Here is a 13,865-nt window from a genome sequence, read left to right as displayed (position 1 = left end):
GCGGTTTTTTTGATTAATCTGAAATTTTTGGTTTATACTAATTGTGAAGTATTATCCCTAGTTTCGATGTGGTTTGATAATTTAAATTATTCCATTTATTCTGAGAAAACCTTTAATATCTGCAACTATTTGATTTGCTCTTCCGCCTAATTTAGCGGTCATGTTGCCAGTATTAAATCGTTCCCAATCTGATGTACCACTTGTAGCAAGTATATCATATCTCAATATATGATATCCATTTGCGGTAAGAAAATTAATTGTACTTGTGTAATGTCTTCCACCTGCTTGTTCAGCTATAACTAATGTTTCAGGCAACCAAGTCCATTCAGCAAATCTGGTTGTAAGCTCCATATCCGTTTCTGATGGAGAGGCTGGAATACAGTAAAAATGAACTCTTAGCGATTTGAAAATTGAATTTAAGAATATATCTTTCCAACCGGCTCTCATAACTTTTAAAGACCGACCATTATACAAGCTAATCAAATGTTTAATTGTGGAAGTTTTACCAGAGTCTTGTAAGCCGATAACTAATATTGCTAATCTCATTTTATTGTTTTTGTTAGTGTGTAAATTTTGTTGCTTTACAAATATATGACAGTACAAAGACTATATTTTATGTTTTAAAAAAAAATAAACAATCATGATAAAGACTTTGAAAAACATTTAATTAACGGAATTTCATTTTTGCATCAAATCGATCAAGTTTATCTAGAAGCATCTACCTCAATTAAAAAGAAAATTACAGCCAGTCTTTTTCCTGATAAGCTTTACTTCGACGAGAATACTTTTATCGCATCTAAGATTAATCCTGCAACTCCAATGATTTTAAATCTTGAAAGTGTCAAACTTTTGAAAATTGATTCATTGAAAAGGTAAAAAAAATTTAATGAAGGTGAATTATTAATATCTATATTTCTTGATTTGACCTTTAAATTCTCTCACATATCCCTTATTTATATTGTATTTTTCTCAATTCTTATTTTAATCTTTTCAATACTAAAGTTTTTCCTATTTTTACAAAAATTTATCTTGATGAAAAACTGGATTTCACTTGCTTGTATATTGGTCTTATATTCCTGTCAAACAGTAAAAATTGAAAATGCAACGTATAACACTAATTCTTCAAAAGTAGAACTAGGAGTAATTGGACATAGTAAAGGCATGTTCTTTAATAAAAAGTTCAATTCAAAAGCCTATCCTGAATTGACATCAAAAATTAAGGTTAACGTTAGTGTTGTTCCTTTTTCAAAAAGGTCAAACAAAGTCTATCTATCCAAAACTAAAAACAACCAAAATCTTGCAAAGATTAACTATGTAGATAGTATTCCAGTTAAACCTGAACTAGTAACTATTTCCATACTAGATATAAATGGTTATTGCCGTGAAATAAACAGTCCTGAAAATACTAAAATAAACAGATTAATCAAAGAAACTAAAAAGGCTAAAGTAATCTCTTCTATTGCAATTGTTCTTAAAGAAGATGATTTGCAAAAAATAAAAAATGCTGATGAATTTTATCTTATAAACAAAAAAGATCAAAAGTATTCCCTTGGATTATTTAAACAAGGAAAACAAACGGATGTTTTAGAAATAAGTACAGCACCCGTCTTAGGTTATGAGGAAGGTAGATTCTGTTGGAGTGAGATTAAGCCCGGAAAATGGGAAGTCATAGACTTAATTGCAATTTGCGAATCTTGCAAAGGAAATACAGTAAAAAAAGTTTCTAATAAAAAGAAAACCAAAAGCTTATTTAGAATGTAATAAAAGCTTAAAAAATTATACGATGATAAAACCTTTTCGATTTATTCTGTTTATATTATTAGTTACTTGTTTTTCATGTGAAGAGATTTTACTGGAAAGTGATATTTCAGACCAAACCGTTACACTAGTTGCTCCTTCCAACAATGCAACGTTTACTTCTACCGGGATTACATTTTCATGGGAGCCAGTTGAGGATGCAGATGAGTATAGAGTACAAATCGCAAGACCGAATTTTGAAAACCCTTTAGAAATTGTTGTGGATGAATTAACTGCGGAAACTTTCTCAACCCAGCAATTAAATATTGGAACTTATCAGTGGAGAGTGAAAGCTGTAAATAGTGCTTACGAAACCGCCTATACCACTCGAACAATAAACGTTATCAGTAATGATGATTTTCAAAACAATACAGTTGTGCTCTTATCACCATCTAATAATTTAATCACAAACATCAGTGCTCAAAACTTAAGTTGGCAACCTGTAATTGGTGCAGTTTCTTACCAACTTCAAGTAAATAATGCTTCAAATGTTTTGGTATTGGATCAAACATTGACTAGTTCAAATTATAATTATACTTTCGCTGATGGAAATTTTCAATGGCGTGTTAGAGCATCGAATGGAACACTTCAAACATTATATAGTTCCAGATCAATTTTGGTTGATACCACTGCCCCAAATACACCTACTCTCTCTTTACCCGCTAACAATTCTACTGTAGTGGAAAATGATATTACATTCACTTGGTCAAGAACAGCCATTAGTGGAAGTAACGAAAGTGATACCATTAAAATTTATTCGGATAGTGGTCTAACTAATCTTATTGAAGAAAGTGAGGCAACTAGTCCCTTTACGACAACCTTGGATGATGGAACTTATTATTGGGTAGTGTTAGCCTCTGATGAGGCAGGAAACATCGGTACTCAAAGTACAACTTTCAGTTTTACAATTGATTAAAAATGAAAAATAAGAAAACGATATATATATTACTCCCTATTGTTCTTTTTATATGGGGTATGTTGATATATCAGTTTTTTTCTTATTCTACCTCAGAATCAACTATTCCTGATTTCGAACCTAATTTGACTAACAAATTAGAGAAGATTGAGCAGATTGATACTTTCACTATCGATATAAATTACAGAGACCCCTTTTTAGGTAAAATATATAAAGAACAAAAAGATAAAAAATCAAATTCTACCGTTCAAATAAAAAGCATAGAACCTGAGGGAATTCTTTGGCCTGACATTAAATACAAAGGAATTGTGTCTGATACTAAAGACAAAACAAAAGTTTTTTTAATTGTAATCGGGGGTAAAAATTGTTTAATGAGAATAGGGCAAACTCAAAATGAAATTACGCTAAAAGGAGGGAATAAAAATGAAGTGAAGCTGAAATACAAAAATTTCACAGATACCTTTTTAATAAATGAGTAATTGGTTTAACCTAAAATTAAAATCCGGTGCACTTCAACTCACTGTTTTTATCATTGCGGTGATTGCTATATTACTTGCTGCTGTTCTTACTTTAACCTATGTGCATCGTTTTTTTATAGAACAATCCAAAGCCTCGATTAAAATCATTAAAAATTCAAATGATGGTTTTCAACATCTTTTTAATTCAGATGACAATCGCAACGACACTCTACTTTTTTCCAAAAACGATGAGGAGAATAGTTATCAAATAAGAACCCATCAATCCAATTGGGGAATTTTTGAAAAGGGTTGGGTCGAAACAAGTTACAGAACTAGGAAATTTAAAAAAATCGGTTTGATTGGCTCTTCTTTTAAAGAGGAAAATAGACCTGCTTTGTATTTAAAAGAGACATTTAAACCGCTTGTGGTGGTTGGTGAAACAGAAATTAGAGGGCTTTCTTTTTTGCCGGAGCAAGGCGTAAAATCAGGGAATATTGCCGGAGAAAGCTATTATGGCACTCAACTTATTTACGGTCCAACTCAAAAATCAGGTGTCAAACTACCGGAAATAAAAAAATCGGTCAAAAATTTTGTTTCTCAATTCATTTCAAGCAATTTTCAACTTACAAACGAAAACTACTTAGAAAATGGAAATCCAAAGAACACAAACTCTTTTTTTAGTCCAACCAAGTATATAAAAAGTAGTCAAATAGTAAGGCTTGAAAACTGTTCTTTAACTGGAAATATTATTGTAAAATCTGACACGCTTGTTTCTATTAGAAAATCTGCCTTACTAAGAGACATTATTGTTGTGGCTCCTTATGTAGAGATTGAAGAGGGGTTCAATGGAAATTTACAAGTATTTAGTACCAAATCTATTCGTATTCAAAAAAATTGCACACTCAATTATCCTTCAGCTCTCATTTTAGTGAATCAAGAAAAAGAGGTTGCTAATTATAGCTCTCCAAATAATCAAATTTTTATTGATTCCGGGACAATAGTTTCCGGAACAGTTTGTTATTTTAGTACAGCTGTAGAAAACAATTTTGGAACCCAAGTCATCTTGCAACCTCAATCACAAGTTAGAGGTGAACTCTATTGTGAAGGGAATATTGAAGTAATGGGATGGATAAACGGAACACTCTATGCTCATCAATTTGTGTCTAATAAAGCAGGTTCAGTTTTTATGAATCATTTGTTTAATGCAAAAATTTCCAGCGAAAAAATTCAACCGGAATTTGCTGGAATTTTATTTGAAAACAACCTTCAAATCAGCAAGAAAAAATCGATTATTAAATGGTTATACTAAAGAAAATAAAATCATCCTCTTTGATTGAAGTGTTAGTGGCAACTGTATTAATTGTTGTCGTCTTTATTATTGCCAGTTTAGTGTTGAACAATTTGTTTGCAAATGTATTTAAGAACAATTCTCATCATATCGAAAATAGAATTCATCAATTGGAGTATTCGATTACCCATAATCAAATCACCTTACCTTACCAAGAAGAATTTGGTAAATGGGAGATCGAAATTATTGCTGTTTCTGAAAACAAAAAAAAGGATATATTTATAGTGGCTAAAAACAACGAAACTAAAAAGGAGATTAAAAGCAACCTAATTATTCATGATTAAAAAAGTAAAATCCTTCACACTCTCTGAACTCATTGTGGTGATGATCATTACCGTTATTGTGGTAGGAATCGCTTTTTCTGTTTTACTATTAGTCAAAAAACAAATCAAAGGCATTGAAAAAAATTACCAAAAAACAACCCAATTAGCTCTTTTTGAAGAAAAATTTTGGAGAGATTTTAATATTTTTCAACAAATTAATATAGATGAAAGCCATCAAAATATGTTTTTTAAAAATGAAATAGACTCAATTGCATATCAATTTGAAGATGAATATGTGATTAGAAATGAAGACACGTTAAAAGTACAGTTGAAAATTGAAAATGTCTATTTAGATGGAAATACTGTCGAAAGCGGTCTGATTGATGCCATCGATTTTTCTGCTATAAAAGAGATACCCGATTACACTTTCTTTGTTTATAAAAAAAACGACGCCACTCAATACATGAATCAAAATGGGCTTTAATTTAGATACCATTCAAAAGGACAAACAGAAACAGATTACTAACAAATCTGACTTGGATACGCTACTCAAAAAAGAAATTACTCTTTTTGGCAGTCGTTTTAATGCGAAAAAAAAACAGAATCTATATTTAGAGTTAAGTGTACTGCTTAAAGCCGGTATAACTATTCGGGAGTCTTTAACACTGATTAGTGAAAATCTTTCCAAACCATCTGACAAAGAAATCATTCAATCTATTTTGAATGATGTGGTAAATGGTAAATCTCTTTCGGATGCTATGGCAGCTACCAACTGTTTTTCTGAATATGAATTTTATTCTATACAAATAGGGGAGGAAACCGGCACAATTGCCAAAGTAGTACAGCAATTAGGAGTGTTTTTTGAACGAAAAAATGAGCAGAAAAGAATTGTTATTGCGGCCTTAACGTATCCGTTGATTGTGTTAACCACAGCCGTCTTAGTTATTATTTTTATGCTTAGTTATGTGGTTCCGATGTTTCAAGACATCTTTAAACAAAACAATATGGAACTGCCTGTGTTAACCAAGATGATTATAAGTGCTTCAACTTTTGTAAAACAATATGGAACGGTATTATTTTTACTTGTTGGTGGAATTGTTTTTGCCTTCTTATTTTCCAAAAAACGATTTCCAAAACTTAAATCTGCTTTAGATTATTTTACCTTAAAAATTCCGGTTATCGGAGTATTTGTGAGTAAAGTTTATTTAGCACAATTTACGCAAGCAGTAGCCCTTTTAACAGGTTCTAAAGTACCTTTGCTCAATAGTGTTCAAATGGTCAAAAAAATGATTGAATTCTATCCGCTACAAAATGATTTGCAACATGTGGAAACTGAAATTCTTAAAGGAAATAGTTTGAGCAAAAGTATGAAAGACACCACGCTTTTTAATAATCGAATCATATCCTTAGTAAAAGTTGCCGAAGAAACCAACCAAACCGAATATGTCTTTCAAGAGCTTAATGAACAATTTAATCAGGAAGTCATTCAACAATCAAAAGCGGTATCCACTTTTTTAGAACCTGTGATTATTATCATCGTTGGCTTTATAGTAGGGATTTTACTCATTGCCATGTATTTACCGATGTTTCAGTTGAGTAGTGCGATTGGGTAGATCTGTTTTGAATTTTAAAAAACTTCCTTTACTCCCCCAAACTCCTTTGCAACAACACCTGCGTCTGCAAATAAAAAGAATTAGTAGAATAATTCATTTTTTTATTTACCGAAACGTGTTTAACAATCCCCAAGTAGGGTTTGTTCTCTATGTGGTTAATGGTTTTTAGAACATTGTTAAAAGAACCTTCCAATGTAAAAAGATAACTTACGGTTGTGGATCCTTTATCAGCAAAAAGGTGCTCTTCTTTAAAATCGGTTATTTTAACCTCTGTGTTTTCAATGGATGCATTCAAATTCTTTAACAGTTCATTTTGGAAAGAAGTTTCACCTTTAAAATCATTTTGTTCAAGCACTTGATTCAACTGCTTTTGTTTGGCTAGTAATTTTTTTACTAATTCAGAATTGCCTGAACTGTCTTTCAACAATTCACTTTCGGCTTTATAGCGTTGATAATAATCGATGGTCTTTGAAAATCCTAGCGAATAACAAATCAACAAAACCATAAAAAAACCAACTAAGAGAATCTTATTTTTTCTATTTAATTTCATCTTGCCATAGTAGTTTAATTTCAAAAGAAGCTCCTTTACCATCTTCATTACCATAATGAACAATGCTTACAGAGGAAATCCAAGAAAGGGTTTCTAAATAGGTTATCCAACTTGTAAATTCAGCTTTATCTATGGAGCTACCCGATATAAGTAATGTATTGCTATCTGTGAGGATTTGTTCATTTGGTTTTACCCTTTTTTGCAAGGGATTATAGACCAAATTGTCAAGTAATACTGAAGAGGGAACACTCCTGGCAATTTCATTTAAAATCAGGGAACTCTTTGTAGCGTTTGAAACTGAAAAACTTTTGACCCGTTCTTCTTTATTTTTTATTTCTTCTTTTAGATTTTTTATCCTTTCAATAGAGGATTTATTTATTGCTAAGGACTCCGAAACCTCTTGACCCTTTTTAAAATAATGGTTGAACACAAAGAAATTAAGCAATAAAACACTTAGCACAAAACCAATCATAACCTTAAACCCTTTTGAAAAAAAAGCAGTTTGATAGTAGTTATCAGCCACCATTGTGTTTTCAGAAGAAACATTTCCTGAGTTGTTATTTCCATTCAAAAGCACACTTAGTGCAGATGAAAAAGAAACAAGACTAGTGTTATTTACTACTAATCCATTAATAGTATACTTTTCATTATTTCTATCTGAAGGAGTCGACAATAATTTATCCTCAGATGCAAAGTCAATTCTAAAACTATTTGTGCTTACGATACTTTCTTTTAAAAAAGGAGCAACCTGAGCCAAACTAGCTAAGCCCAAGCTAAATCCGAACAATTTAATATGCTGCTTGTTACAATTTTTGATGATACTGTTTACGTATTCCTTTCTACAAATAAAAACAAGCGATTTCGATTCCAATCGCCAGATTTCAAAACAAAAATCATCCATGCTCAAATTTGGGAAAGCTTTCTGTACCAATTTTAAATCATTGGAATCGGTGCTTTCAACTTCTTTGTAAAGCACTTGGCTCGTATTAATCGCCAAATAAACAGGGAAGTCCGTTTTGTTTATCTCTTCTAACTTTTCTACTTGTTGTTGATTGGCAATGACTAAATCATTTTTTTTCTTGCGTACTTCCACTACATCAAAACAATCCTTTCCGTTTCGTGTAAAGAGTTCAATTCCTAGAAATGTATTGCCTAGCAAAAATGATTTTAATCCAGACATTATTCAATAACGGTTGGCTTGATTAATACGGTTAGTTTTTTTCGGGAATCTTCTCTTTTTCTGGAACTGAATAGCCATTTGATGATTGGCACTCTTGCCAATAGTGGTATTCCTGATCCGGAATCATTCTTCACTTTCTCCTCAAGACCTCCCAGTACAATAAGGTCTTGATCTCGCACTCTGATAATGGAGGTAAATTCCCGAGAGTTAATTCCCGGAGGAGCGTCATTGTCAATTCTCTGACCGTTAAAAGTAGATTGAATCACTTTGATATCCATCGTAATTTGACCGTCACCAGAAACCAAAGGTTTTATCGTCAGTGATAATTCAGCATCAATGGGTTGATAATTTTTAATTTCAGATGCTTGAGGAATCTGTGATCCATAAAAATTTTGATTGGTAACAACATAATAAGTTGTTTCTCCTATGGATAGAAATGCCCTGTGCCCATTTAAGGTTGACAAACGTGGCGAAGACCTAATTTTTAAATCACCGTTAGACTCCATCGCTTTTATATTCAAATAAAAATCAGGAAGAACACTACCAATATTGAGCGATCCAAAACCATCAAAACGATTGATAATTTTATTGATGGATTGTGCACCTAAAGTAATATCCGGACTAGGAAAAACAGAACCAGTGGTTTGAACTGGTTTATCTCCTAAACCGGCAGAAATCCCCGTTTCTAAAATTGCACTTCTACTCACTTCTAAGAGCATCACTTCTATTAAAATAACCGGTATGGGTTTATCAATATATTGAACAAAAGATTCAAAACGATTGATGTTTTCACTTGGTCCACTTACCACAAAACTGTTTAGTTCCGTATCCACCTTAATATCAAGCCCTTCCATTATTTCGTTAGGCACCAATTTTAAAATGGATTCTGAAGTCGAAGAACTTTCCCCACTTCCTCCACCTTGATTCTGTTGAAATGAAGAGCCTCTGTTCTCTCCTGAATTAAAATTGGTAAAATTGGTTTGGTTATTTAACCTTCCCACACTTCTACCCTCTTTGTTAGGGTCACTTAAAAGTTCAATCGAACGATGCATTAACGGAATCGATTTTATCTTTCTAATTGTTAGCTGATTTTTCAGACCAAAATAGTAAACCCCGTTTTTAATAAGAAAAGAATACATGTCGCCACCTCCACTATTTTGAATAGGCTGAATGTTTAAATTATTTTGATTGTTTTGTTGATTAGGATTAGTAGCTGATGAATTAGATTCAAATATTTTACTTAATAATTCATCAAAGGTGATTTCTTTTGCCTTTACCGTAGCATTTCCTGCACGGTCTAACGGACTGGAAATAAACATATCCAATTCCAGTTCATGACCGATATCGTAAATAATATTCGCTACAGGTGTGTTTTCAAAATCTACTTCTAATAATTTTTTATCTCGGTCAATAATATTAAAAAAGAAGTTTGATTTTCTTTGGCGATTTGGTTTTGATTGTCTTTGTGTTGCTATCCCTTTCTCTGTGGAAACTGATGGTTCTGTATTATCACCCGATTCAAAAAGGTAAAAATTATCTTTTGATTTTTCTACATACAAATTATTCCCATAAGCCAATTTGTTTAATGCATCTTCAAAAGGTACATTTTTAATATAAGCAGTAAGCAATTTATTTTCCAATCCGGGTGAAAAAACTAAATTTTTACCACTCACATCCATAATTCTTTTAAAAACCTCATATAATTTATCGTCCTTCAAATCAAGTGATAACAAATCGCTATCAATCTGATAAGAAGCTTGAATTTCTTTAGGAACCGGAATCTCTTTTGGTTTTTCAAATGATTTAATCGATAAGATATTACCCGTAAAATCAATCGTCAGATTATATTCTTTACACAAAAAGACTAGTACATCACCAACAGTTACATCGGTAAAATTATTGACAATGGAGATTTGTTTCAAGTTGGGAGCAACACTAATATTAACCTTATGCACCTCCGAAATTGCCATCAAAAAACCGGACATATCTGCCTCTTTTATAGCAATATTGATTTTTTGAGATAATCCCGGAACATCAGGAGTTAAAGCATCTATACTATTTTTTATTTGAAAAATTCTATTGTCCTGAGCATAGGTTGAGACAGTTAGCAATACACAAAAAAGGAGGAGTAATTTTTTCATCAAAGTTTTGGCTATTATCAGTTTCAAATATAATTTTTTTAATCCATTAACAAAGAAAAAACTTCTTCTATTGAAGTTGTCCCGTCTTTAATGAGTGAAAGTGCATTTTCTTTCAAGGTACAAATCTTATTTTCTTGTAAATAATCATCGATAGACAACTGATTTTTTTTGATAAATTCAGAAACCGGTTTAGTAATTGGTAAGAGTTCATAAATCGCTTTACGACCTGAATACCCAGTATGATAACATTCTTGACAACCCACCGGTTCATAGTGATGTTCTAATTCTTGAGGAATAACAAAACCTATTGGAAATAAATCTTGAGTAACATCTTTTTTGGTTTTACAATCAGGACATAATTTTCGCACCAAACGTTGTGCTATACTTATATTTAGCGTACTGGCTATCAAAAAAGAAGGCACTCCCATATCAATTAACCTTGAAACTGTTGCCCAAGCCGAATTAGTATGAATCGTTGACAACACCAAGTGTCCTGTCAGTGCAGCCCTGATAGCCATATTTGCTGTTGCTACATCCCGTATTTCACCCACCATGATAATGTCAGGGTCTTGTCTTAAAAATGTTCGTAAGGTGGAGGCAAAATCCAATCCAATGTTTTCTTTTAACTGCACTTGATTGATTCCTTCAAGGGTATATTCTATAGGGTCTTCAACGGTTAAAATATTAGTGTTGGTTTGATTCAGGTGTTTGAGTGTGGCATACAAGGTAGTTGTTTTACCGGAACCGGTTGGTCCGGAAATCAGAACAATTCCATTGGGTTTCTTAATTCCCTCTAAATAAACTTTTAATTCCGATTCAGTAAATCCTAAATTTGCTAATTGCAAATGATTGGTATCCTTACTCAATAGACGAAGTACTATTTTCTCTCCGTGAAGAGTCGGTAAAACCGAAACCCTGACATCAAAATCATCTATGTCAGTCACAATCGAAATACGACCGTCTTGAGGTAATCTTTTCTCAGAAATATCAAGCTGTGATTTAATTTTTATTTTATTTACAATCACCGGATATTCCTCCTTTTCAATATGAAATTGTTCTTTGAGTTTTCCGTCTAATCTGAACCTAACTCTAGCTTTGGTCTCGTAAGGTTCAAAATGAATATCACTGCTTCCGATCTCTTTTGCAGTCAATACAATCTTTTCAAGAAAATCAGTAGAATATTTAATACTCGAAACCTTGTCTTGTTTAGCTATTCTATAATTGGTTGATAAATACCGATTAATATTTTCTGACGTATCATTTTCAAGAATAAGGTCTTTGTTCAGCACAATTTTCAGTTCCTTTTCCAACTCTTCCAAGTTCTGTGTGTCCGTCTTGAACTTAATTGTATTTCCAATTATTTCATAGGGAACAATCCTGTAATGATAAGCTAATTCCGTGCTCAGTATACGCTGTAATTCAAAGGATAATTGAAAACTCATAATTAATAACTGAAAATTAATGATTTTGGAGTAAATAGTGATAAAAAATATACGGAGCCAAAAAACAACGCCATAAGTCCAGCAAGCGGTACCGTCTTATTTTGCTCTTTTTTTATCAATATAATATGAATGACTAAACTAAAAAATAAGGAAAAAACTAAAAGCACAACAAAAGTAATTGTTGGAAAACAAAAACACAGAAATATAAAAAAAAGAATATCACCACTTCCCATGCTCTCATTCACAAAACTCTTTTTTCTAATCAATTTCATATAAATCCCTCCGATACCCAAAAGTAAACTAACCAGAATCAAATTATAGAGACTGTTTAAGAAAAAAACTTCTTTCGGAAATAGATTGATTTGAATTAATCCTCCAATAATTCCAACTACCGGAAATAAAAACCAGTACACCATTCTTTCCTTGTAGTCTTGAAAAAAAATAAACAGTAATACAACTATTTGTAAAACAGTGAATATTACTGTCAAACTACTTTTATCAATCATTTACGACTTGAATAGCATTACCATTCTGATCAATTTCCCAAACATTAAAAACACCATCTCCATCAAAATCGGTAACGGCGGTTGCTCTTACTTTAAAGTCAGTATTGGAAACATTTAGAATTTCATACATATAGTTAGCTGTACCATTTTCTTTTACTGTTTTGGGAGCTTCAAAATCTAACTCGGTAAATTCAGAGCTGTACTTAGAGTACATAAAATGATACTGCTTTTGAGCATTGTAAATGTACTTCAATTGGGTTTGTGCCTCTATGCTTTTTGTTTTTGAAATTAAAGGCATTAAGTTAGGTAAAGCCAGTAGTAATAGAATTCCAATGATGGCTAAAACAACGAGCATTTCCTGCAAATTAAACGAAGGTATTTTTTTTAATTTCATATTATTAACTTCTATTTTTCAAAAGTATAAAAAAAATGCAAAAAAAAAGTTAAAATAATTTAACATAAATACTTGTTAATTTAAAATTTAATTAATAGTATTGTAGGAAAGAAAAAACAATGAAGAAAATACCGCTTTATCTAGCTATTATAGCTTTTATTTTTAGTGCCTTTAGCATCTATAAATCATACAACAGTTCTGAATTAGTGTATGTGGATGTAAATAAATTAATTGAAGGCTATAAAAGAACCAAAACAGCTAAAGAAGAATTTGAAAAAAAAGCAACGGTTCTAAAAGCCAATGTAGATTCTTTAATCACCAGATGGCAAAAAGAATTACAAACCTACGAAGAAGAAAGAGCTTCCCTTTCTGCTAAAGAATTGGAACTAAAACAGGAATTGTTAGGCAACAAGCAACAACAAATCAACAGTTATCAGGAAGCCATCCAAAAACAAATACAGGAAGAAGACAAAAAAACTACCCAAACGGTTATTAACGACATCAATGATTACGTAAAAGAATATGGTAAAAAGAAAGGATACAAAATCATTTTTGGTGCCAGTGGCGGTGGAAACATTATGTATGCCGATGAAGCAGCTGATTTAACAGAAGAAGTTTTAAAAGGATTAAACGCTCAATATGATAAAAAATAGTATTTGTTTTATCGCTCTTGCTTTTCTCACTTTTTCCTGCTCAACTTCGTTTGATAGTGAACAGGAAATGATGGATTATATAGCAGAGGAAGAAAACGGATATCGCTATTTTAAAAATGTGAATGGCGTTGATTACATTTTGCAATACCGTCCTACGGATTTGCTTGTAAAACAAGAGATGGGAGAAAAAGTAAATAAGGAATTAGTTGATAGTCTAAGAGATAAGTATGGCAAATACCTCTACTTTAATCTTTCTATGTCACTAAATAATCAGGAATTGTTGACTAATGTAGCTAATGACAAAGCTAAATTTGGTCAAATGGTGAATGACTTAGCCTTTGGGATGGAAGAAAAAGTTCATTTAATCACTCCTGTAAAAGACACCATCGCCATGACTGACTTTATCTACCCTAGAATGTACGGGATGAGTAACTCGACAACAATTATGTTGGTTTATCCCAACGATAAAAAAATGTTTGACCAAGACTATTTGAATTTTACTATTCAAGATTTAGGGTTTTATACCGGCGAGGTTACCATAAAAATAAATCCAAAAAAAATAAAAAACCAACCTACGTTAAATTTTTAAGATTATAAAGAATAT

General features: G+C 32.0%; 16 protein-coding genes. 9 read left to right on the top strand and 7 right to left on the bottom strand.

What is annotated here, in order from left to right:
• Positions 1–81: 81 nt before the first annotated feature.
• Positions 82–546: a hypothetical protein gene (locus B4N66_RS14060; protein ID WP_291095560.1), complete on the bottom strand. Its 465-nt coding sequence runs from the start codon at positions 544–546 to the stop codon at positions 82–84.
• 486 nt (positions 547–1,032) lie between these two features.
• On the opposite strand from B4N66_RS14060, the gene B4N66_RS14055 reads away from it, so the two are divergent.
• The 7 genes from B4N66_RS14055 to B4N66_RS14025 are packed head-to-tail and all read left to right on the top strand — an operon-like array spanning position 1,033 to position 6,395.
• On the top strand, positions 1,033–1,761 hold the full coding sequence (locus B4N66_RS14055) for a hypothetical protein (protein WP_291095558.1): 729 nt from the start codon (positions 1,033–1,035) through the stop codon (positions 1,759–1,761).
• A gap of 22 nt (positions 1,762–1,783) precedes the next feature.
• Positions 1,784–2,713: an Ig-like domain-containing protein gene (locus tag B4N66_RS14050; RefSeq protein ID WP_291095556.1), complete on the top strand. Its 930-nt coding sequence runs from the start codon at positions 1,784–1,786 to the stop codon at positions 2,711–2,713.
• A gap of 2 nt (positions 2,714–2,715) precedes the next feature.
• Positions 2,716–3,192 carry a hypothetical protein gene (locus tag B4N66_RS14045; RefSeq protein WP_291095554.1) on the top strand — a complete coding sequence of 159 codons (477 nt, stop codon included), beginning with the start codon at positions 2,716–2,718 and terminating at the stop codon, positions 3,190–3,192.
• Entirely contained in the window at positions 3,185–4,480 is a 1,296-nt protein-coding gene (locus B4N66_RS14040; RefSeq protein ID WP_291095552.1) for a hypothetical protein, read from the top strand. Before B4N66_RS14045 ends, B4N66_RS14040 begins: the two co-directional genes overlap by 8 nt.
• Complete coding sequence (locus tag B4N66_RS14035; RefSeq protein ID WP_291095550.1) at positions 4,468–4,803, top strand: hypothetical protein; 336 nt, start codon at positions 4,468–4,470, stop codon at positions 4,801–4,803. Before B4N66_RS14040 ends, B4N66_RS14035 begins: the two co-directional genes overlap by 13 nt.
• Positions 4,796–5,266 (top strand): prepilin-type N-terminal cleavage/methylation domain-containing protein, encoded by a 471-nt coding sequence (locus B4N66_RS14030; protein WP_291095548.1) that lies wholly within the window; start codon positions 4,796–4,798, stop codon positions 5,264–5,266. Before B4N66_RS14035 ends, B4N66_RS14030 begins: the two co-directional genes overlap by 8 nt.
• Positions 5,256–6,395, top strand: a complete 1,140-nt coding sequence (locus B4N66_RS14025) for a type II secretion system F family protein (RefSeq protein WP_291095546.1) — start codon at positions 5,256–5,258, stop codon at positions 6,393–6,395. The genes B4N66_RS14030 and B4N66_RS14025 overlap by 11 nt, the downstream gene beginning before the upstream one ends.
• 28 nt (positions 6,396–6,423) lie before the next feature.
• Here B4N66_RS14025 and B4N66_RS14020 read toward each other — a convergent pair whose 3' ends face one another.
• The 6 genes from B4N66_RS14020 to B4N66_RS13995 are packed head-to-tail and all read right to left on the bottom strand — an operon-like array spanning position 6,424 to position 12,608.
• Positions 6,424–6,945 (bottom strand): general secretion pathway protein, encoded by a 522-nt coding sequence (locus B4N66_RS14020; protein ID WP_291095544.1) that lies wholly within the window; start codon positions 6,943–6,945, stop codon positions 6,424–6,426.
• Complete coding sequence (locus tag B4N66_RS14015) at positions 6,932–8,125, bottom strand: general secretion pathway protein (RefSeq protein WP_291095542.1); 1,194 nt, start codon at positions 8,123–8,125, stop codon at positions 6,932–6,934. The genes B4N66_RS14020 and B4N66_RS14015 overlap by 14 nt, the downstream gene beginning before the upstream one ends.
• A complete protein-coding gene (locus tag B4N66_RS14010) occupies positions 8,125–10,266 on the bottom strand; it encodes a type II secretion system protein GspD (protein ID WP_291095540.1) in 2,142 nt (713 codons plus the stop codon). Before B4N66_RS14010 ends, B4N66_RS14015 begins: the two co-directional genes overlap by 1 nt.
• A 38-nt stretch (positions 10,267–10,304) precedes the next feature.
• The gene (locus tag B4N66_RS14005; RefSeq protein ID WP_291095538.1) at positions 10,305–11,708 is read right to left on the bottom strand and encodes a GspE/PulE family protein; all 1,404 of its coding nucleotides are present in this window, start codon (positions 11,706–11,708) and stop codon (positions 10,305–10,307) included.
• Between the two features lie 2 nt (positions 11,709–11,710).
• Complete coding sequence (locus B4N66_RS14000; protein WP_291095536.1) at positions 11,711–12,214, bottom strand: general secretion pathway protein; 504 nt, start codon at positions 12,212–12,214, stop codon at positions 11,711–11,713.
• Positions 12,207–12,608, bottom strand: a complete 402-nt coding sequence (locus B4N66_RS13995) for a prepilin-type N-terminal cleavage/methylation domain-containing protein (protein WP_291095534.1) — start codon at positions 12,606–12,608, stop codon at positions 12,207–12,209. The genes B4N66_RS14000 and B4N66_RS13995 overlap by 8 nt, the downstream gene beginning before the upstream one ends.
• Positions 12,609–12,727: 119 nt before the next feature.
• Between B4N66_RS13995 and B4N66_RS13990 the strand changes: the two genes are divergently transcribed.
• Both B4N66_RS13990 and B4N66_RS13985 read left to right on the top strand, forming a co-directional pair.
• On the top strand, positions 12,728–13,261 hold the full coding sequence (locus B4N66_RS13990; RefSeq protein WP_291095533.1) for an OmpH family outer membrane protein: 534 nt from the start codon (positions 12,728–12,730) through the stop codon (positions 13,259–13,261).
• The gene (locus tag B4N66_RS13985; protein ID WP_291095531.1) at positions 13,248–13,850 is read left to right on the top strand and encodes a hypothetical protein; all 603 of its coding nucleotides are present in this window, start codon (positions 13,248–13,250) and stop codon (positions 13,848–13,850) included. The genes B4N66_RS13990 and B4N66_RS13985 overlap by 14 nt, the downstream gene beginning before the upstream one ends.
• Positions 13,851–13,865: the final 15 nt, after the last annotated feature.

The organism is Flavobacterium sp. UBA2787 (assembly GCA_002352205.1).
Classification (GTDB): Bacteria; Bacteroidota; Bacteroidia; order Flavobacteriales; family Flavobacteriaceae; genus Flavobacterium.
The sequence above is the reverse complement of the archived record's forward strand: the minus strand, read 5'-3'. Positions and strand labels throughout refer to the sequence as shown.

Bases quoted from the DNA above. Each gene is read 5' to 3' on its own strand.
- B4N66_RS14060 (WP_291095560.1), bottom strand. From the start codon at position 546: ATGAGATTAGCAATATTAGTTATCGGCTTACAAGACTCTGGTAAAACT.
- B4N66_RS14055 (WP_291095558.1), top strand. From the start codon at position 1,033: ATGAAAAACTGGATTTCACTTGCTTGTATATTGGTCTTATATTCCTGT.
- B4N66_RS14050 (WP_291095556.1), top strand. From the start codon at position 1,784: ATGATAAAACCTTTTCGATTTATTCTGTTTATATTATTAGTTACTTGT.
- B4N66_RS14045 (WP_291095554.1), top strand. From the start codon at position 2,716: ATGAAAAATAAGAAAACGATATATATATTACTCCCTATTGTTCTTTTT.
- B4N66_RS14040 (WP_291095552.1), top strand. From the start codon at position 3,185: ATGAGTAATTGGTTTAACCTAAAATTAAAATCCGGTGCACTTCAACTC.
- B4N66_RS14035 (WP_291095550.1), top strand. From the start codon at position 4,468: ATGGTTATACTAAAGAAAATAAAATCATCCTCTTTGATTGAAGTGTTA.
- B4N66_RS14030 (WP_291095548.1), top strand. From the start codon at position 4,796: ATGATTAAAAAAGTAAAATCCTTCACACTCTCTGAACTCATTGTGGTG.
- B4N66_RS14025 (WP_291095546.1), top strand. From the start codon at position 5,256: ATGGGCTTTAATTTAGATACCATTCAAAAGGACAAACAGAAACAGATT.
- B4N66_RS14020 (WP_291095544.1), bottom strand. From the start codon at position 6,945: ATGAAATTAAATAGAAAAAATAAGATTCTCTTAGTTGGTTTTTTTATG.
- B4N66_RS14015 (WP_291095542.1), bottom strand. From the start codon at position 8,125: ATGTCTGGATTAAAATCATTTTTGCTAGGCAATACATTTCTAGGAATT.
- B4N66_RS14010 (WP_291095540.1), bottom strand. From the start codon at position 10,266: ATGAAAAAATTACTCCTCCTTTTTTGTGTATTGCTAACTGTCTCAACC.
- B4N66_RS14005 (WP_291095538.1), bottom strand. From the start codon at position 11,708: ATGAGTTTTCAATTATCCTTTGAATTACAGCGTATACTGAGCACGGAA.
- B4N66_RS14000 (WP_291095536.1), bottom strand. From the start codon at position 12,214: ATGATTGATAAAAGTAGTTTGACAGTAATATTCACTGTTTTACAAATA.
- B4N66_RS13995 (WP_291095534.1), bottom strand. From the start codon at position 12,608: ATGAAATTAAAAAAAATACCTTCGTTTAATTTGCAGGAAATGCTCGTT.
- B4N66_RS13990 (WP_291095533.1), top strand. From the start codon at position 12,728: ATGAAGAAAATACCGCTTTATCTAGCTATTATAGCTTTTATTTTTAGT.
- B4N66_RS13985 (WP_291095531.1), top strand. From the start codon at position 13,248: ATGATAAAAAATAGTATTTGTTTTATCGCTCTTGCTTTTCTCACTTTT.